This window comes from Arthrobacter sedimenti, assembly GCF_042652025.1.
Lineage (GTDB): Bacteria > Actinomycetota > Actinomycetes > Actinomycetales > Micrococcaceae > Arthrobacter > Arthrobacter sedimenti.
This window is the reverse complement of sequence record NZ_JBHSDQ010000001.1, coordinates 780,138-797,959: the sequence shown is the minus strand read 5'-3', so window position 1 is coordinate 797,959 and position 17,822 is coordinate 780,138. Positions and strand designations below refer to the sequence as shown.

Sequence of the window (17,822 nt, the reverse complement as noted above, 5' to 3'; positions counted from 1 at the left end):
CACCTTGTAGATACGAAACCTGCTGCAGGACCATACTGGGAGCGAATAGTGGCTACCGAAGGACGGACCAATGACGATCTCCGCAGACCACACCGCGCCGGACACCACCAGCCCGCAGGAAGCGCCGGACACCGCGCTGAATGAAGCTGTGAAGAAGTTCGGCATCACGGTGGAGGACTACATGCTCCCCGCCCGGCACCAGATCCAGATGGTGGACCCGGACGGCCGGCTCAAGCCCGAAGGCGAGCAGGGCACCCAGCCCGGCCACGAGTACCCCGTGCCCGGCGACAAGGAGCTGCTCGAAGCGTACGAACGCCTCGTCGTCGGCCGCCGCGTCAACGACCAGAACTCCGCGCTGGTCCGGCAGGGGCGCATGGCCGTCTACCCCTCCAGCCACGGCCAGGAAGCCTGCCAGGTGGCCGCCGCCCTGTGCCTGAACGAGGGCGACTGGATGTTCCCCACCTACCGCGATGCCGTCGCCGTGATGACCCGCGGAGTGGACCCCGTCCAGGTGATGACCATCTTCCGCGGCGACTGGCACGGCGGCTACGACCCCCTCAAATACAAGGTGGGCATCCAGTGCACGCCGCTGACAACCCAGCTGCTGCACGCCGTCGGGGTTGCGCACGCCGCCAAGCTCCGCGGCGAGGACACCGTTGTGCTGGCCATGTGCGGCGACGGCGCCACCAGCGAAGGCGACTTCCACGAAGCCCTGAACTTCGCCGCCGTCTTCCACCTGCCGGTCATCTTCTTCGTGCAGAACAACAAGTACGCCATCTCGGTGCCGCTGGCGCACCAGTCCGTGGCGCCGTCGCTGGCGCACAAGGCCGTGGGCTACGGCATGGCCGGCGAACGCGTGGATGGCAACGACGTCGTGGCGCTCCTTGCCGTGCTGGACCGCGCCGTGAAGCTGGCCCGCGAAGGTTCCGGCCCGCTGCTGGTCGAGGCCAACACCTACCGCATGCAGGCACACACCAACGCCGACGACGACACCCGCTACCGGGAAAGCGCCGAGGTTGCCGAGTGGCGGGCCAAGGATCCCGTCAACCGGATGCGCACCTACCTGACGGACCGTGGACTGCTGGACGACGACGGCGAGGCCCGGATCCGCGAGCATGCCGAGGCGGTTGCCGCCCAGTTGCGCGAAGGCCTCAGCGAGGACGTGCCGGTGGACCCGCAGGAGCTTTTCCGCCACGTGTTCGCGGTGCAGACCCCGCAGCTGAAAGAGCAGTCAGCCATGCTCGCCGACGAACTGGCCCGCGACGCAGCAGCCACTGATTCAAAGGAGGCCGGCAAGTGAGCCCCACCATCACCACCTCATCCGAGGCCAACGGCAACGTTTCCGCCGCCACTGCCCGCGCTGCGGCCTCGGCTGCAGCGTCCGCCGAGGCCGCCGGCCCGCAGCCGGTCACCATGGCCAAGGCCCTGAACACCGCCCTGGCGGACGCCATGCGGGCAGACTCCTCCGTCCTGGTCTTCGGCGAGGACGTAGGGCTCCTGGGCGGCGTCTTCCGCATCACCGACGGCCTCACCGCCACGTTCGGGGAGCAGCGCTGCTTCGACACCCCGCTGGCCGAATCCGGCATCGTGGGCATGGCCGTGGGAATGGCCATCAACGGCATGCGCCCGGTCATCGAGATGCAGTTCGACGCGTTCGCCTACCCGGCGTTCGAGCAGATCGTCAGCCATGTGGCCAAAATGCACAACCGCACCAAGGGTACGGTCAAGCTGCCCATGGTCATCCGCATTCCGTACGGCGGCGGCATTGGGGGAGTGGAGCACCACTGCGATTCATCCGAGGCCTACTACGCCCACACTGCCGGCCTGAAGGTCTACACCCCGGCCACCGTCGCGGACGGCTACCGGATGCTCCGCGAGGCCATCGACTCCGACGACCCGGTCGTCTTCATGGAACCCAAGAAGATGTACTGGACCAAGGACTCCGTGGACCTGGGCGAGCTGCGGCGCCTCCACGACTCCCCCGGGGAAGGCACGACGGCGGGACTTGGCTCTGAGGGCCGTGCCGCCGTCGCGCGTCCCGGCACAGACGCGACGCTGATTGCCTACGGTCCGTCCGTGCCCACCGCTTTGGCTGCCGCCGAGGCGGCGGCGCTGGAGGGGCGCTCTCTGGAAGTGATCGACGTGCGGACCATTGTCCCGTTCGACGATGAGACCGTGTCCGCGTCCGTCCGGAAGACCGGCCGGGCCGTGGTGATCGCGGAGGCGCACGGCTTCGCGTCCGTGTCCTCCGAGATCGTGGCCCGGGTGCAGGAACGCTGCTTCCACTACCTGGCCGCCCCGATCCGCCGCGTGACCGGGTTCGACGTCCCGTACCCGGCACCCAAACTCGAAAAGTACTACCTGCCCGGTGTGGACCGCATCCTCGACGCCGTTGACGACCTTCAGTGGGAGAACTGACCATGAGCGAACCACGCGTGTTTTTGCTGCCAGACCTGGGCGAGGGGCTCACCGAAGCGGAGCTCGTTTCCTGGCACGTTGCCGTTGGCGACGAGATTGCCGTTGACCAGCCCATCGCCGAGGTGGAGACTGCCAAGTCCGCCGTCGAGGTGCCGTCTCCCTACGCCGGGATCGTGGCCGAGCTGCACGGGAAGCCGGGGGAGACCCTGGACGTGGGGAAGCCGCTGATCTCGGTGACGCCGCTTGGTGCCGACGCTCCGGTGGCCGCCGCGGACGATGCCGCCCCCGCCCCTTCGCCGGACAGCATTCGTCCTGCGGACGATGCTGCCGGCTCAGGAAGGCCCGATGCCACTCCCGGGGCGGCATCATCCGCGGCGGCTGACGCGGAAACGTACCGCGAGGAAGAGAAGGCTGGCTCCGGGAATGTGCTGATCGGGTATGGAACTCCAGGCGGTCACGGCCAGGCCCGGCGTACCCGGGCGCGGAAGTCTTCGGTGGCCGTGGCTGAGCCTGCGGAGACCACGCCGGTCAGCCTGTCCAAGGAGGACGAGCTCGCCCTCCTCCGCACCCGCGTGCCGGGCAAGCTCGGGGCCGTGATTTCACCGCTCGTGCGGCGCATGGCGCGGGAGCACGGCGTGGACCTGGACGGGATTTCCGGCTCGGGCGACAGCGGACTGATCATGCGCCGCGACGTCGAAGCGGCCCTGAAGACGGCGGCGCCCGCTGCTGAACCCGAGGCCAAGCCGGCTGAGGTGCCCGCGCCTGTGGTGGAGCCTACTGGGACTTCCGCCAGCTCAACCACGGACGCCCGCACCGGCCTTGCGGTTTCTACACGCACACCGGTCCGCGGCGTCCGGAAGGCAGTGGCCACCAACATGGTCCGCAGCCGCTCCGAAATTCCGGAAGCCACCGTGTGGGTGGACGTCGACGCCACCGCGCTGATGGAGCTGCGTGAGGGACTCAAGGCCAACGGCGCAGAGGTCCCCGGCCTGCTCGCGTTCATTGCCCGGTTCGTCACCGCGGGGCTGAAGAAGTACCCGGAACTGAACACGCGGATCGAAACCGCAAACGACGGGTCGCAGGAGATCGTGTCCTTCGACGGGATCAACCTGGGCTTCGCGGCCCAGACCGACCGCGGCCTGGTGGTGCCCTCCGTCCGCGGCGCAGAGAAGCTCAGCGCGCGCGAACTCGACGCCGAGATCCGCCGGCTCACCCAGGTGGCCCGCGACGGCAAGGCGACCCCCACGGAGCTCGGCAGCGGCACGTTCACGCTCAACAACTACGGCGTGTTCGGCGTGGACGGGTCCGCGGCAATCATCAACCACCCGGAGGTGGCCATCCTCGGTGTTGGCCGGATCATTGACAAGCCGTGGGTGGTCAATGGCGAGCTGGCTGTCCGCAAGGTCACTGAGCTCACCCTGACCTTCGACCACCGGGTCTGCGACGGCGGCACCGCCGGCGGCTTCCTCCGCTTCGTGGCTGACGCCATCGAAAACCCCACCTCGCTCCTGGCGGACATCTAACCCGCAGCCTTGTCGGTGGGGCCATCAGAAGGTGGCATGTACGACGGCGGCCCGTGCCGCCGTCGTACTTTTCCCTGATCCCCCCGGCCTGCCGTAATCTTGGAGTCCCCACCGGTCTCACATAAGGGTCAGAATCTTGGCTAATACTGCCCCGCAGGCACCCGCGCTCGGCGCGCTCGAAAACCTGGCCTGGACTGCCCTGTCCGTCGGGGCCGCCGCCGTGCTGCTGCCGGTGATCGGACTGAAGTCCCTGTCAAAGGCCGTGTTCCCTAAGGCATCCAAAGCACCCGTCGTCGAGGAACGCCATTACCTGATCCAGTAACGGGATCCGCGGGGGAGCCTGCTGTCTCAGCCGCCGAAACGGAGGGTGAGCACCAAAACGATCAGCGCAACCACCCCGGCCAGCAGCATCGCCGCCCGTGGGTCCCCGAAGTTCAGCGTCCATCCAATGCCGAACCTGCGGGGAACCAGCAGCGCCGGATCTTCGCGGTTGATGTAGATCAGGCCGGCGCGCCAGAACTTGTCATCGTCACGGTGCGTCAGCCCCGTGTCCTCCCCATCCCCGCCGCGGTCCGCGTTGTTCCTGGCCAAAACCGTCACCGCTGCCACAACGGAGGCCAGGACCGGGACCACGATGACCAGCGGCGCCCACCGGGTAACAGTCCCGGTCCACATCAACAGTGACGAGGCCATTAGGCCCAGGTCGATCATGGCCACCAGCCCCAGCAGGGCCTTGGCTCCCAGCGCCATGTAGTGCCGGGCCCATCGTGCGGAACCCTGGGGGCGGGCCGGGTCAAGATCTGCCCGGCTGTGGATGATGGCGGCCGCCAGGCCCGCCAGCAGCGCCGTGAGGCCCAGTTGCAGGAAGACCAGCGAAAAGGCCGAGCCGACCGATTTGGCCTCCAACCGGTCGGCGGTTCCATTGCCGGCATAGTGCACCACGAGGGTCTGGGGCATGGAGGGATACATCAGGATGCCGATGACCGCGGTCCCGGCACAGATGACGACGGCGGGCGCCAACCAGCGCCAGGGAAACCGCGGCGGGTTGGTCCTCAACTCGGTGTCCACGGCAACACCCTGGTGGACGCCCTCGAACCAGCCACCGTCGACCTTCGCCGCCCGGATTTCCTGGTGGGCCAGGAAGAAGCAGCCGTACCAGAGACCGACGAGCACCAGCACAGACAATGGGAGCAGCAGCGGCTGCCGTGTGAGTGCGAGGCTCCCCACGCCCACCACGGAAATGACACCCCCGCAGACCAGGACCCGCCGCCGGTAGCGGCGTGCCTGCTCCGCCACCACGGGGTGGGTTGAGTATTCGGCCGGGATCCGCACCCCGAAGGGCACTGTGCCACTGGTGACCGACGGCAGCACCAGCGCCAGCAGCAGCACCAGTCCCAGCAGGACGAAGCCCAGAATGATGGAGATGGTCATCGCTTGTCCTCCTGCTGTGCGGCAGAAAATGAATCGAGCAGCGTCCGGCAAGTCTGGAGAACGTGGTCGGCGGGTATTCCGCGTGCCACGGCCTCGGCCAGAAGTGTGCGGGCCCTTGCCGTCCAGTCGGAGGGGAGCAGTTGGTCCGCGGCACGTGCGGTCACCACCGCTCCGGTCTTGCGGCTGAGGCGGATCAGTCCTTCCTGCCGAAGGAGATCGTAGGCCTTGTTGACGGTATGGAAGTTGATGCCGAAGTCGGCAGCGAGCGTTCGGGTGGGCGGCAGCGTACTGCCTTCAATGAGGGCGCCGTGAGCGATCGCCTCCACTACCTGGTCCCGGATCTGCTGGTAGATGGGCACCTCAGCAGCCAGGTCTACGTTGAGGATCAACGCCTTCACTCCTCGCCTTTGTTCTATTAGTTATAGAACAAAGAACACAGGAGTGCCAGAGGCAATTTGACGACGGCGGCCGGGTCCGAAGTGCCTCGAATTTTTTCCGCATTAGGGTCTTTACGCACTGGCCACACTTTATTAAAGTGGAACGCGTCATAGTCCGGATGGGCGCCGGGGGCGTCCGGGAAGGGGGATTGCGCATCACCGCTGACCGATACCAAACGACAAATGACCACTACGTTGAAGGCCCCTCCTGAGGAGGGGCCTTCCCTTTTGCCTGCACCCGGGGCCTACGCCCTCAGCTCACTTATCCGGCCCCGGAGGAACCGCCGTTCCGCGTCGTTGTCGGTGAGGATCAGGGCCTCCCCAAACGCTACCCGTGCCTCCTCCAGGCGGCCAAGCCGGGCCAGGAAGTCGCCGCGGGCGGCCGCCAGGTAGGGGTAGCCTGCCAGTTGTGGCTCGGCGCCGAGCGCGTCAAGTTCCGCCAGGCCTGCCGCGGGGCCTGCGGCGAAACCGAGGGCAATGGCCCGGTTGAGCTGAACTACCGGGGAGGGCCATCTCTCCATGAGCAGGTCATACAGGCCCAGGATCTCGTGCCAGTCGGTGTCGGACCAGGTCCCGCTCTCGTCATGCACCGCGGCGATGGCCGCGATGAGGGCGAACCGGCCCGGAGGCCGTGCCGCCAGCGCCTCCTGTAGAAGCGCCACCCCTTCCTCGATGGCCTGCCGGTCCCACTTTGACCGGTCCTGGTCCTCGAGCAGAACGACGTCATGGTTTCCGTCGAGTCGTGCATCGGTACGGGCCTCGGTAAGCAGGATCAGGGCCAGGAGCCCGGCAACATCGGAATCATGTGGGAGCAGGACGCGCAGCATTTTCGCCAGCTCAAGCCCCCGCTCGGCAAGGTCCCGCCGCATCAGATCTGCTCCCGACGGAGCCGTGTGCCCCGTGGTGTAGACCAGGTAGACGACCGCCAGTACGCCGTCCACCCGCTCGTGAAGCTCCAACGCCGTCGGCACGCGGTACGGGATGCGGGCCGCCGCAATCTTCTTCTTCGCCCTGGTGATACGGGCCGCCATGGTGGCCTCCGGGACCAGGAACGCCCGCGCCACCTCGGCCGTCGAGAGCCCACACAGGAGCCGCAGGGTCAGGGCCACCCGGGCTTCGAACGCCAGGGCCGGATGGCAGCATGTGAAGATGAGCCGGAGCCGGTCATCGGGGATGTCCCCGCCTTCGGCGACCATGTCCTCGACAACCCTGTCCTCAAGGCCGGCCTCGCCGGGGCCCAGCAGCTTGGGCAGCGCGCGCTCCGCGGTGGCTGCCCGCCGGCGAAGGTCCAGGGCCCGCCGTCGAGCCGCTACCGTGAGCCAGGCCCCCGGGTTGCGGGGAATTCCGCTCCCGCCCCATGTGGACAGCGCAGTGGCGTACGCGTCCTGCACCGCTTCCTCGGCGGTGTCGATGTCACCCGCAACCCGCACCGTGGCCGCCAGCACGAACGCCCACTCCCGGCGGTGGGCGTCCGCCACCGCCGCAGCAACCTCTGCGCTGGCGGCCCGAGGCATCAGTTGGCCACCCGAACCGGCCACACCTCAACTCCGACGCCGGCCGGAACTTCCTTGGCGATCTCCAGCGCCTGATCGAGGTCGGCTGCCTCGATCATGTAGTAGCCGCCCAGGGTTTCCTTCGACTCCACGAACGGGCCATCCGTCACCGCGAAACCGCCGGCCCCGTCGCGGCGGATCGAGGTCGCCGTGGAGGACGGATGCAGGGCGGCCCCGCCGAGCAGGGAAGAGGCGCGCCGGCGCTGGAACTCCTGGTAGCTGGCGCTGATCGATTCACCCTCGGCCTGCCTGGCCACTGCCTCGTCCTGGTAGATCAGGATCAGGTACTTGGACATGTCGTGCTCCCTTCCGGTGTGGTTAAGGGCTCTCCGTTGGAGAAGCTCCTACCCATACGACGCACAGCGGAAGCGGAAATCGACAACGTCACGCAACTATTTTGCAAAGGACGGCTTCGGGCAGAGGCTGGGTGCCGCCGTCGTACCCATCGCGCAGCGCAACCCACGGCCGGCGCCGTCACCCCAGTGGCCAGGGCGGGACGGGCTCCTGGTACCTGGTGATGGCCGCCTTGGCCTGCTGGAAACGGGCCTCGCTGGACATCAGCAGGTCCTGCGACAGGAAGCTGAACCCGAAAAGGCCGTTCGCCTTGAGCTCGGCCATCTTGGAATCGGTAAAGAAACCTTTCATGTCGGCGTCGTATACCGCCAGCGAGTCGTTGTCCGGCTTGTAGTGCGCCAGTAGGGACAAACCGTTCCCGTAGCCGTGCAGCGCCTTCACCATCCAGGTGGTCTGCTCCACATTCTCGTGAACGCCCATCGCCTGGAACGACTGGAAGTCCGAATCATCCATCACGTCCTTGAAGAACGGCAGCATCGAGCGGCCGCCACCCCGGGCGGGGTCATCGAACGTGGCAGCCCAGCCGCCCCAGGTCAGGGCCACTTTGGAATTGGGTGCGTAGGTGTGGAAGGCATCCTTCGCCTCCAGGTATGCATCCTTCAGCGCACGGTAATAAGCCTGTCCCGTGTCCCAATAATTGCCGTCTTCGCGGCACGGATAGGTCTGGAACTCGGTGAACATGGACACATACAGCGGCGGCCCGGACGCGGGTCCGCCGGTGTTCTTCGCCAGCTGCACCATGTCCGCCTGGAACTCCCGGGACAAGGGATAGGCCTCACCGCAGACCGGCCCGTACTTGGTCTGCACAATGCCGTCAGGGCTTCCCCCGGGGGTTCCCGGCCTCGGGTATCCGTCCCAGATGACCAGGTGCATTGCCTTCCCTGCAGCGTAGATCTGGGGTGTCACGGCGGTCCGGTAGATGTCAAAGAAGCCCATGTCAGTCCGGAAGTTGTACCAGCTGGTGATCATGTTGACCGGAGCCTCGTTGACCAAACGGTACTCAAGCGCCCTGTAGGCCTGCGGCCCCAGCCCGAAGAGGAGCCCGCCCTGGTTCGCGGCCGCCTGGACCGCAGCCGCCCGGTCCGCGGCCGCACGATCAGCGCCGGGTTGCCTCACTCCGGGCACGGAAAGGCTGCCGGCCAGGAGGATGCACACGGCCAGCAGCACCGCCGGCAGTTGGTGGATCGTTGCCGGACGCCCATACCGGGCACGGAAGTAAGAGCGGATGGATGCCATGACACCTCCAGCGGATGGAAGGCCTGCTCAGGATGTCGGCGGCGGAACACGCGCCGGGTCAGGACTCCTTCCATTTCCAAAGTACCGCGCCCCAGGGGCCTTGCGGCAAGGCCCCTGGGGTACCGCATACTGGCCGTCGAAAAGGAAGGGGACGGTTGGGTATGCACGACGTAGTCATAGTGGGGAGCGGACCCACGGGGCTGATGCTGGCGGGTGAGCTGCGGCTGGCGGGGGTGGACGCGCTTGTCCTGGAGCGGCGCCCGTCCCAGGAGCTGGCCGGTTCGCGCGGCGGCGGAATTCATTCGCGCACCATTGAGCTGCTGGACCAGCGCGGCATCGCGGACCGGTTCCTCGCCGAGGGCAGGACGCTGCAGACCGCCACGTTCGGCAGCACGCAGCTGGACCTGGGCGGCCTGCCCACACGCCACCCCTACACCCTGGCGCTGTTCCAGAACCACGTCGAGCGGCTGCTCCTCGAGTGGGTGGAGGAGCTGGGCGTGCAGATCCGGCGCGGCGTGGAGGTCACCGGAGTTTCAGCGGACGACGGCGGCGCGCACGTGGAGCTCGCGGGGGAGGGCCCGGTGCCGGGCAGGTATGTCGTGGGTGCCGACGGCGGGCGCAGCGTGGTGCGGCGTTCGGCAGGCATCGCTCTTGTGGGCCCGGATGCGACCCGGAGCAGCCTCATCGCCGAGCTAAAGGTGGCGGGGGAGCCCGGCCAGCAGGGCAAGGTGGACGCCCGCGGCATCCATGGACTGTACCCGATGGGGGACGGCGTGGTCCGGGTGGTGGTCACCGAGGCTTCACTCGGCCCGGCTGCCGAGCCCACACTGGATGACCTGAAGCAGGCCCTGACCGATGTGTTCGGCACGGACTTCGGCGTGCACAGCCCCATCTGGCTCTCGCGCTTTACCGACGCCACCCGGCAGGCGGAGTCCTACCGGAAAGGCCGGGTGCTGCTGGCCGGCGACGCGGCGCACGTCCACTCGCCCACCGGCGGCGTTGGAATCGGGCTGGGGCTTCAGGACGCCGTCAACCTCGGCTGGAAGCTGGGGGAGGTGGTGTTGGGGGCCTCGGGCGAGGACCTGCTGGACACCTACCACGCGGAGCGCCATCCTGCCGGGGCCCGGTCGCTCAAATACACCATGGCGCAGTCCCTCTTCCAAAAGGCCGATCCGCGGCAGGAGGCCCTGCGCGACCTGCTGGACGAGGTGCTCCGGGTTGACGCTGCGGGCGCCCCGATCGCGGCCCTGCTCACCGGGCTGGACGTCGCCTACCACCTGGGGCCCGGCCACCCGCTGCTCGGCCGCCGCATGCCGGACCTGGACATCACGACAGCCCACGGCCCGTCCCGGGTGTACCAGCTCCTGCACCAGGGCCGCCCGGTACTCCTTGAGCTTGGTGCCCCTGGGTTGGATCCGGGGGCATGGGCGGCTCGCGTACAGCATGTCAGGGCAACGTACGACGGCGAGTGGCAGCTACCGGTGCTGGGCGCGGTGGATGCGCCCACGGCAGTCCTGGTCCGGCCCGACGGCTACGTCGCCTGGGTGGGCGAAGGGTCGGCGGATGGGCTCGGCGCGGCGCTAACAACCTGGTTTGGTGCGCGGCAGCGGTAGAACACCAGCCACCGGGCTGGGGGAGTGGCGAAAACTCATTTACTCCTTGGGGCCTGCGATGTTGACCAGCCACTGGATGCCGAACTTGTCGGTGCACATGCCAAAGGAGTCGCCCCAGATGGCCTTCTCCAGCGGCATTGTCACTGTGCCGCCGTCGGACAGCTTGTCCCAGTAGCCCCGCAGTTCGGCTTCATCGTCGCCGCTGAGGGAGACGCTGAACGTGTTCCCTGGGTTGTAGTCCATGCGCGCGGGAGTGTCCGATCCCATCAGGGTCAGCCCTGCCGGGCCGTCAAGTTGTGCATGCATCACCAGGTTGTCTTCTGATGGGTCCTGGCTTGCGTGGAAGTCGGCGAACGTGCTCATGTTCAGCTCGCCGCCGAAGACGTTTTTGTAAAACTCCATGGCTTCGCGTGCGTTGCTGCGGAAGCTCAGGTAGGGGTTGAGGCGCGTGGGCATGAGGGCTCCTTTTGGACGGACGTCGTTGTCTGCACGGTCATGTTAGCAGCGCTGGCCATTGCCGAGAAGGGGGTCCGCGGCGGGGTGGGAACGGTAGACCGGGAGTCCCGACAACACCAGCCAGATGGCCCATGACCGGAAGGTGAACGGCCGTTCATCTGCAAGTCGGCCGGGGTTAATTACACGCAAGTAACTTTGGCGGAGTCTCGGCTAATACAAATTTGAGAGGCTCCCCAATGAGCTCGTCCCACGGACAACGATTCAGCAGAAAGCGGATGGCCGCTGCCACGGGCGCGGTGGCGCTTACCGCCTGCACGCTTACCGCAGGCTTCGCCGGCCTGGGTGCCGGCCCTGCGGCCGCCGGTGATAACGGCAGCACAGCCACACCTATCAAGCACGTGGTGGTGATCTTCCAGGAGAACGTCTCCTTCGACCACTACTTCGCCACTTACCCCAAGGCGGCGAACATGGCAGGTGAAACCCAGCAAGGCAGCGGTACCCCGGCGTCCGCGTTCACCGCGGCCGAGGATACGCCCAAGGACATCAACACCTTGGCCAAGGCGGGCCTGCTGGCGCCGAACAATCCGAACTCTGTCCAACCTGCCCGGCTCTCGCCCATGCAGGCTGTCACCTGCGACCAGGACCACGGCTACGGCGCCGAGCAGAAGGCCTACAACGGCGGAGCCATGGACCAGTTCGTCCAGTTCACCAGCCGAGACGCCTGTGGCACCAACCAGTATGGCCGACCCGGTCTGACCATGGATTACTACGATGGCAACACGGTCACCGGCATCTGGAACTATGCCCAGAACTACGCCATGAGCGACAACCACTTCAGCACCGTTTTCGGTCCTTCCACCCCAGGCGCCCTCAACCTGGTCTCCGGCCAGACCCACGGCGCCAAGGAGTTCACGGCTGCCGGAGCGCCGGTGGCAACGCCCGCTGCCGGAAGCAGCGCGGTCCGCCAGCCTGACGCAAACGGCGTTGGCACCGTGATCAACGACCCCGACCCTGTCTACGACGACTGCTCCAACAACAGCCACGCCAAGAGCAACAACCTCGCGGGCATGACCGGCACCAACATCGGTGACCTGCTCAATGCCAAGGGCACCTCCTGGGGCTGGTTCCAGGGCGGGTTCACACCCACTACGCCGGCGACAGGGACCGCGCCGGCCTCCTGCCTGTCCAGCCACACCAATGCGGCCGGTGCCTCCGTGGTGGATTACTCCCCGCACCACCAGCCGTTCCAGTACTACGCCTCCACGGCCAACCCGCACCACCTGGCCCCCGCGTCGGATGACGAAATCGGCCACAACGGCCAGGCCAACCACCAGTACGACCTGACCGACTTCGACAAAGTGGTCAACACCGACAACATGCCCGCGGTGTCCTTCCTGAAGGCCGGGATGTTCCAGGACGGCCATGCCGCCTACTCGGACCCCGTCGATGAGCAGAACTTCATCACGAAGACCGTGAACCAGATCCAGCAGTCCAGGAACTGGGACGACACCGCCGTGGTGATCGCCTATGACGACTCCGACGGCTGGTATGACCACGTGGCCGCCCAGGTCAAGAACTCTTCCAACACAACGGACGACGCCGGGTGGTGCCAGAGTGCCGCGGCCGCGGGGGTGCCCATGGCTGGCGGCTACGCTGACCGCTGCGGCCCGGGCCCCCGGCAGCCGCTGGTTGTCATCTCCCCGTATGCGAAGAAGAACTTCGTTGACCACACGGAAACCGACCAGGCCTCGGTCCTGCGCTTCATCGAAGACAACTGGAACACCGGACAAATCGGTGACGCCTCAGCCGACGCCACGGCGGGATCGATCAGCAGCATGTTCAACTTCCACCACCTGCGGAACGACAAGGTGATGCTCGACGAGCAGACCGGAGCCGTTGCGTCCATTACCCATGCAGGCAATGACGCATCCGGCAAGGGCCGCGGTCCGCAGTAACCAGCAACGCTACCTCAGGTAAGAGACAAGCCCGGCGCCCTTTTGGGGCGTCGGGCTTTTCAGTGTCTCCCGTGGTGCCTGAGCCGACGGCTCTGCCCCAGTGGGACCTTCCGGTCGTGGTGGGGCGCCGCCTGCTCATGCTGCTCCACCCGCCGCCTGTACGCGCTTGAGGTGTGGTCCCTGATCGGTGCCGTCGCGGCCACCTCACGGAAGGAATTGATGCCGTCGATGGCGGCGCTGCTGCTGGTGAAGGGGACTGAGACGGCGATTTCTTCACCACGTCCGTCCACCAGCCTTACCAGGCAGTTGCCGTCGTGGTCGGTAACGAGTTCAAAATTACCAGCCATTGGAACGCCTCCCAAAGGACATAGGTAGAGCGAGCCGGCTGCTTGACCTCTTTCCGACGATACAAAGCGTTGGTGCCCAGTGGTCAAGGGGCTTCCAGCGACAAAATCACTAAGTGGGGAAAAATTGATTAAAGATTGGGGATTTAGTCCCTACTTCCCCGCAGCACGTAGGCGCTAGGCTGGTTCCTGGTCAGGCAGACGGCCTCTGTGTTGCCGTCGTGAAACCAACCATGACCGCTGCCCGCCATTCAGGCCGGGGTCCTTGTCCAGCAACCGCTTCTCGACGCAACCACCCGCAAAGCTGACGCGGGTGTGGCTCAGGGAAATCCAGTATCGGGGGTGGACCACATCCGCGTCGTAAACTCCGGGAGCCAGCAACGTCGCTGGCTCCCGGTCTGGTTTTCCTGGAACTTCAGTCCTCGAAGTGCGCCTTGGCCTCTTCCGGCGCCGCAAACCGGTTCACGAGCGATTCGGCCAGCTCATTGAGCTTCTGATTTCGGGTATTGGAGGCGCTGCGGAGAATCTCGAAGGCCCTGTCCTTGCTGCACTTGTTCTCGGCCATGATGATTCCGCAGGCGAGATCTATTGCGGTCCTGGTGTCCATGGCGGATTTCATGTTATCCGCACGCTGGTCCGCTGACGCGATCCGGACGGCCAGGCGCAGCGCCTTGCCTGCCATGTCGGCGAACCGCACTCCGTCTGCCACCGCCTGTTCATCGAATAGTCCACTGACGGGAGCGAAATAATCAAGCACCGCGCCGGCGTCGTTTTCCAAATTCATCGGGATGCCAAGTGATCCGCCGACGCCTGCCGAGGACAGCGCGCTGCAGTACTCGGGCCACCGTGGATCGGACGACACATCCCCGAGCAATATGGGCACGCCGCTCTGCAGGGCCTCGATGCAGGGCCCGTCGCCCAGGCTTTGCTCGATCCGGTCGAGCACCACGGCCCTCCCGCTGCTCCCACCGATGGTGGCCGTTCGTTTTCGCCGGTGCAGCGTCACGGCACATTCAGTGGGCACTCCAAGGGTGCTGCTCATGCTTGCGGCGGCAAGTGCGGTGAGGCCGTCCAGCACGGACTTGATGTCCTCCATGCCTGCAACAAGATCAACGAGCCCTTCGAGGTCATCTGCCATGTCCTGGTCAACCATGAGTTCACCCTAGAAGTGTCGGACGGCAGCCACAAGGTGCCTGTTTTCAGTTCTGTCGTCAGCGTTCTCCCAGCCGCCGTCCAGCGCAGTTATGGAAACGTTATATATGATTGCTTGGTGGTTTTGAGGTTAAGTAGCGGAAAGATGTCAGTGCCAGATTGCCCGGCGGCGCCCGAAACGGGCCTCATCGCCGGACGGAAGCATGCCCTGGACGGCCTCCGGACCGTCGCCGTGGCGGGCGTCTTCTTCTTCCATACCGCCACCGAGTCGATGCCCGGCGGTTCCATCGGCGTGGACGTGTTCTTCACCCTCAGCGGCTTCGTGATCACGCTGCTGATCATGAAGGAATGGCTCGCCACCGGCCGGCTCCACCTTGGCATCTTCTACGCCAAACGTCTGGCCCGGCTCTGGCCGGCACTGTTGGCGCTCTGCGCGGTAATCCTCGCCGCCGGCTTCCTGTTTCCTGCCTCAGGCTGGGGCGGGCAGGCGGGGTTTGTCCTGCCCGCAGCCGCCTACGTGATGAACCTGGCGCACTTTGGCATGTTCGGGGACTCCATCGCCGGCGAAACCCTCGGCCCCACGTGGACCCTGGCCGTTGAGGAACAGTTCTACCTGGTGTGGCCGCTTCTCCTGCTGGTGATGCTCCGGTTCTGGAAGGTCCGCATAACAGCCTTCGCCACCGTGGCCCTGGCCGCCGCCTTCGTGCTGAACCGGTTCCTGCTGGTGGACACCGGCGAACCACTGGACCGGATCTACAACGGGCCGGACACCCGCGCCGATGAGCTGCTGATCGGCTGCGCCCTCGCCCTGCTGTTCACCGCCGTCCGCCAGGGCTCGCGGCTGCACAATGCCTTGCTGTCGGTGTCCCGCTGGGCCGCGCCCCTGGCCGGCACCGCCCTCTTGGCCGCGCTGTTCCTGCTGAAGGAACCGGACGCCCCCGGCACTTGGTTCAACGTGTTCTGGACGGTTGGCCCCACCGCACTCGCACTGCTGTCCGCCGTGCTGGTCGGCTCCCTGGTCCTCCAGCCGGCCGGCTTCCTGTCACGCATCCTCAGCCACCCCTGGCTGGCCCGCCCCGGCCGCGACCTGTCCTATGGCATGTACCTCTGGCACCTGCCGGTCTACCTGCTGCTGATGCCGCTGATCCCGGCGTTGCCGCTCCGGATTGCCCTGACCGCAGCCCTCACCGTGCTGCTGGCCTACGCGTCCTTCCGCTGTGTTGAGCGCCCGCTGCGCCGCTGGGCGAACAAAAGGCTTGATCCCGCCGTCGTGCCCTCCACGGCCGAGGCGTCCAAGGCACCCGTGGCGGCGTCAGCGGGCTAAGCCGCGGTGCATGTGGTCATCCACAGTAAAAGCCTGATCTCCTTGTATGGCTTGAGGGCGGTGGCTAGCTTGGGAGTCCCCGGAAGGGGCGTCCGCCGCACCGCATGAAAGGCCATGACCGTTGGCTCCCTACACATTCCTGGCACTTGGCCCGGCCTCGGCAACGGCTGACGCCGCCTGGCTCAGCCACCCGATGATCAAGGCCATCTGCCAGTTCGAGGGTGCTGCGATCACCGGAAAGCGCTGGGGTTCAAGGGTCCTGGGCATTGGATTCGACGCGCTTGTGCTGGCACTGAAAACCCTCAACCCATCCGTCAAGGGGCCCTATTTCGCCACCAACCCCTGGATCGGGGCTGCGCTGCGGCTCACGGGCAGGAACGACTTCGTCGTCACCGGAATCTATGCAGAGCCCAGCAGCCTGAGCTGGAAAATCCTCCGCCGGCTCATTGGCAATGCACCTGTCATCAGCATGTCCGAGTCCGAGACCGGGCCCTGGAACGCGGACGGGGGCAACGCGTGGTGCGTGTTGTACGGCAACTCCCTGGGGTACCCGCCCAGGAAACACTCCGACGTCTTCCACATCTTTGTTGGCGGCTCATCAGACCGAGACCCGCAGGCCATCAGCGCGCTCGAGGAGGAAGTGCTGGCCAGCACCACGCCCGTCCAACTGACCATTGCCACTGGAGGGCCCGCCGGTGAAACCCGAAGGGGCGCAAATGTGGTCACGCATCCCGGCTACGTGAGCCAAAAGGAGTTCGGGGAGCTGCTCTGCAGTGCATCGGTGGTCTTCCTTCCGCTGGCTCGGGGAACCCGGGCGGCAGGGCACATGGTCCTGGTGGGGGCAGTGGAGAGCGGCATCGCCGTGGCAGTCACTCCGAATGAGGGCATGAAGGAATACGTCATGGAGCCCGGAGTGGTCCTCTGCGACCCGGACCTGCCCATCCTTCCCCAGCTCCGCGACCTTGCGGACGCCACACGGGACAGGGAAGCGGACATCCGCGCGCTGTGGGAAGAGCGGCTAAGCCTTGACAGCTATATCGGGCGGATCATGGCGTTGCTGGAGCCAGTCCGCGCCTGAGTAGGTGGCTAGCGCCGTCCCCTCCGCATCAGTGCGGGATGCTTTCCTGGTCCCGGTGGGCGGCGGGTTCGATCTGGAAGGTGGAGTGCTCCACGCTGACGTCGAAGTCCTGGGCCACACAGCGCTGCAGGTCTGCCAGGATTGTGGCCGAATGGCCGTCGCGCATGCACCCGTCCTGCACGGTGACGTGGGCGGACAGGACCGGCACGCCAGAGGCAACCAGCGAGGCATGCAGGTCGTGGACGTCGATGACATGCGGCAGCGCCAGTATGTGCCGGCGGACCTCGGCCAGGTCCAGGCCCGGGGGAGTACTCTCCATCAGCACGTTCACCGTGTCCCGCAGCAGCTTCAGCGTGCGGGGGATGATCAGCACACCGATGAGCAAGGATACGACGGCGTCTGCCCGGGTCCAGCCCGTCAGGGCAATGACCAACGCGGCCACAATCACTGCAATGGAGCCGAGGGCATCGTTGAGCACCTCAAGGAACGCGGCTTTCATGTTGAAGCTGTGGTGCCGGCCGGAGGCGAGCACCAGCAGTCCCACGGCATTGCCGGCGAGGCCGATCACGCCGAACCACAGCATCAGCGAGCCACCCACCTCCGGTGGTTCCAACAGGCGGCGGATTCCCTCGACGATGACAAACCCGCCCACCCCCAGCAGCAGGGCGGCCTGCCCGGCCGCTGCGAGGATTTCGGCGCGTTTGTAGCCCCAGGTGCGCTTGAAGGTGGGCGGCTTCAGGGCCAGCGACGCCGCAATTACGGCGATGAGCAGCCCGGCGGAGTCGGTGAACATGTGTCCGGCGTCGGCCAGCAGTGCCAGGCTGCCGGTGAGGACCGTTCCCACGATCTCAGCCACCATCACCGCGAACGTGATGCCGAAAACCAGCAGCAGCTTGCCGCGCTGGCTGTGGGGATCCATGGTCCCGCGGCCGTGGTCATGGCCCATGG

The 17,822-nt window shown here is 66.3% G+C and carries 17 protein-coding genes; 8 read left to right on the top strand and 9 right to left on the bottom strand.

Annotated features, from left to right (window positions below; all coding sequences use genetic code 11):
- Positions 1–70 precede the first annotated feature (70 nt).
- The 4 genes from pdhA (at position 71) to ACFO0G_RS03700 (ending at position 4,263) form a co-directional block, all read left to right on the top strand.
- Entirely contained in the window at positions 71–1,300 is a 1,230-nt protein-coding gene (pdhA, locus tag ACFO0G_RS03715) for a pyruvate dehydrogenase (acetyl-transferring) E1 component subunit alpha (protein ID WP_376976464.1), read from the top strand.
- The gene (locus ACFO0G_RS03710) at positions 1,297–2,418 is read left to right on the top strand and encodes an alpha-ketoacid dehydrogenase subunit beta (RefSeq protein ID WP_376976463.1); all 1,122 of its coding nucleotides are present in this window, start codon (positions 1,297–1,299) and stop codon (positions 2,416–2,418) included. Before pdhA ends, ACFO0G_RS03710 begins: the two co-directional genes overlap by 4 nt.
- Positions 2,419–2,420: 2 nt before the next feature.
- Positions 2,421–3,941, top strand: coding sequence for a dihydrolipoamide acetyltransferase family protein (locus ACFO0G_RS03705; protein WP_376976462.1), 1,521 nt, complete (start codon positions 2,421–2,423; stop codon positions 3,939–3,941).
- Between the two features lie 136 nt (positions 3,942–4,077).
- Positions 4,078–4,263: a hypothetical protein gene (locus tag ACFO0G_RS03700; RefSeq protein ID WP_376976461.1), complete on the top strand. Its 186-nt coding sequence runs from the start codon at positions 4,078–4,080 to the stop codon at positions 4,261–4,263.
- A 26-nt stretch (positions 4,264–4,289) separates the two neighbouring features.
- On the opposite strand, the gene ACFO0G_RS03695 is transcribed toward ACFO0G_RS03700, so the two are convergent.
- The 5 genes from ACFO0G_RS03695 to ACFO0G_RS03675 all read right to left on the bottom strand — a co-directional run bounded on the left by ACFO0G_RS03695 (position 4,290) and on the right by ACFO0G_RS03675 (position 8,952).
- Entirely contained in the window at positions 4,290–5,372 is a 1,083-nt protein-coding gene (locus tag ACFO0G_RS03695) for a DUF1648 domain-containing protein (protein ID WP_376976460.1), read from the bottom strand.
- Positions 5,369–5,770 carry a GntR family transcriptional regulator gene (locus ACFO0G_RS03690; protein ID WP_376976459.1) on the bottom strand — a complete coding sequence of 134 codons (402 nt, stop codon included), beginning with the start codon at positions 5,768–5,770 and terminating at the stop codon, positions 5,369–5,371. The genes ACFO0G_RS03695 and ACFO0G_RS03690 overlap by 4 nt, the downstream gene beginning before the upstream one ends.
- Before the next feature lie 284 nt (positions 5,771–6,054).
- Positions 6,055–7,323 (bottom strand): RNA polymerase sigma factor, encoded by a 1,269-nt coding sequence (locus ACFO0G_RS03685; protein ID WP_376976458.1) that lies wholly within the window; start codon positions 7,321–7,323, stop codon positions 6,055–6,057.
- Positions 7,323–7,658: a YciI family protein gene (locus tag ACFO0G_RS03680; protein WP_376976457.1), complete on the bottom strand. Its 336-nt coding sequence runs from the start codon at positions 7,656–7,658 to the stop codon at positions 7,323–7,325. The genes ACFO0G_RS03685 and ACFO0G_RS03680 overlap by 1 nt, the downstream gene beginning before the upstream one ends.
- 178 nt (positions 7,659–7,836) lie before the next feature.
- The gene (locus ACFO0G_RS03675; RefSeq protein WP_376976456.1) at positions 7,837–8,952 is read right to left on the bottom strand and encodes a hypothetical protein; all 1,116 of its coding nucleotides are present in this window, start codon (positions 8,950–8,952) and stop codon (positions 7,837–7,839) included.
- A gap of 161 nt (positions 8,953–9,113) precedes the next feature.
- Between ACFO0G_RS03675 and ACFO0G_RS03670 the strand changes: the two genes are divergently transcribed.
- Positions 9,114–10,565, top strand: coding sequence for an FAD-dependent monooxygenase (locus ACFO0G_RS03670; RefSeq protein WP_376976455.1), 1,452 nt, complete (start codon positions 9,114–9,116; stop codon positions 10,563–10,565).
- A 39-nt stretch (positions 10,566–10,604) separates the two neighbouring features.
- Here ACFO0G_RS03670 and ACFO0G_RS03665 read toward each other — a convergent pair whose 3' ends face one another.
- On the bottom strand, positions 10,605–11,021 hold the full coding sequence (locus tag ACFO0G_RS03665) for a VOC family protein (protein WP_286398533.1): 417 nt from the start codon (positions 11,019–11,021) through the stop codon (positions 10,605–10,607).
- Between the two features lie 275 nt (positions 11,022–11,296).
- Between ACFO0G_RS03665 and ACFO0G_RS03660 the strand changes: the two genes are divergently transcribed.
- Positions 11,297–12,976 (top strand): phospholipase C, encoded by a 1,680-nt coding sequence (locus tag ACFO0G_RS03660; RefSeq protein ID WP_376976454.1) that lies wholly within the window; start codon positions 11,297–11,299, stop codon positions 12,974–12,976.
- A gap of 59 nt (positions 12,977–13,035) precedes the next feature.
- Here ACFO0G_RS03660 and ACFO0G_RS03655 read toward each other — a convergent pair whose 3' ends face one another.
- Positions 13,036–13,323 (bottom strand): YegP family protein, encoded by a 288-nt coding sequence (locus ACFO0G_RS03655; protein WP_376976453.1) that lies wholly within the window; start codon positions 13,321–13,323, stop codon positions 13,036–13,038.
- Between the two features lie 412 nt (positions 13,324–13,735).
- Positions 13,736–14,473 (bottom strand): ANTAR domain-containing protein, encoded by a 738-nt coding sequence (locus tag ACFO0G_RS03650; RefSeq protein ID WP_376976452.1) that lies wholly within the window; start codon positions 14,471–14,473, stop codon positions 13,736–13,738.
- 144 nt (positions 14,474–14,617) lie between these two features.
- Between ACFO0G_RS03650 and ACFO0G_RS03645 the strand changes: the two genes are divergently transcribed.
- Together ACFO0G_RS03645 and ACFO0G_RS03640 are read left to right on the top strand one after the other, a co-directional pair.
- A complete protein-coding gene (locus ACFO0G_RS03645) occupies positions 14,618–15,796 on the top strand; it encodes an acyltransferase family protein (protein ID WP_376976451.1) in 1,179 nt (392 codons plus the stop codon).
- Between the two features lie 121 nt (positions 15,797–15,917).
- Positions 15,918–16,874, top strand: coding sequence for a glycosyltransferase family protein (locus ACFO0G_RS03640; protein ID WP_376976450.1), 957 nt, complete (start codon positions 15,918–15,920; stop codon positions 16,872–16,874).
- A gap of 28 nt (positions 16,875–16,902) precedes the next feature.
- Here ACFO0G_RS03640 and ACFO0G_RS03635 read toward each other — a convergent pair whose 3' ends face one another.
- The gene (locus ACFO0G_RS03635; protein ID WP_376976449.1) at positions 16,903–17,820 is read right to left on the bottom strand and encodes a cation diffusion facilitator family transporter; all 918 of its coding nucleotides are present in this window, start codon (positions 17,818–17,820) and stop codon (positions 16,903–16,905) included.
- Positions 17,821–17,822 lie beyond the last annotated feature (2 nt).

What these genes read in the sequence shown, in the direction of transcription:
- ACFO0G_RS03650 (WP_376976452.1), bottom strand. Translation starts at nt 14,473, where the DNA reads ATGGTTGACCAGGACATGGCAGATGACCTCGAAGGGCTCGTTGATCTT.
- ACFO0G_RS03705 (WP_376976462.1), top strand. Translation starts at nt 2,421, where the DNA reads ATGAGCGAACCACGCGTGTTTTTGCTGCCAGACCTGGGCGAGGGGCTC.
- ACFO0G_RS03680 (WP_376976457.1), bottom strand. Translation starts at nt 7,658, where the DNA reads ATGTCCAAGTACCTGATCCTGATCTACCAGGACGAGGCAGTGGCCAGG.
- ACFO0G_RS03645 (WP_376976451.1), top strand. Translation starts at nt 14,618, where the DNA reads ATGTCAGTGCCAGATTGCCCGGCGGCGCCCGAAACGGGCCTCATCGCC.
- pdhA (WP_376976464.1), top strand. Translation starts at nt 71, where the DNA reads ATGACGATCTCCGCAGACCACACCGCGCCGGACACCACCAGCCCGCAG.
- ACFO0G_RS03670 (WP_376976455.1), top strand. Translation starts at nt 9,114, where the DNA reads ATGCACGACGTAGTCATAGTGGGGAGCGGACCCACGGGGCTGATGCTG.
- ACFO0G_RS03665 (WP_286398533.1), bottom strand. Translation starts at nt 11,021, where the DNA reads ATGCCCACGCGCCTCAACCCCTACCTGAGCTTCCGCAGCAACGCACGC.
- ACFO0G_RS03635 (WP_376976449.1), bottom strand. Translation starts at nt 17,820, where the DNA reads ATGGGCCATGACCACGGCCGCGGGACCATGGATCCCCACAGCCAGCGC.
- ACFO0G_RS03655 (WP_376976453.1), bottom strand. Translation starts at nt 13,323, where the DNA reads ATGGCTGGTAATTTTGAACTCGTTACCGACCACGACGGCAACTGCCTG.
- ACFO0G_RS03695 (WP_376976460.1), bottom strand. Translation starts at nt 5,372, where the DNA reads ATGACCATCTCCATCATTCTGGGCTTCGTCCTGCTGGGACTGGTGCTG.
- ACFO0G_RS03685 (WP_376976458.1), bottom strand. Translation starts at nt 7,323, where the DNA reads ATGCCTCGGGCCGCCAGCGCAGAGGTTGCTGCGGCGGTGGCGGACGCC.
- ACFO0G_RS03675 (WP_376976456.1), bottom strand. Translation starts at nt 8,952, where the DNA reads ATGGCATCCATCCGCTCTTACTTCCGTGCCCGGTATGGGCGTCCGGCA.
- ACFO0G_RS03660 (WP_376976454.1), top strand. Translation starts at nt 11,297, where the DNA reads ATGGCCGCTGCCACGGGCGCGGTGGCGCTTACCGCCTGCACGCTTACC.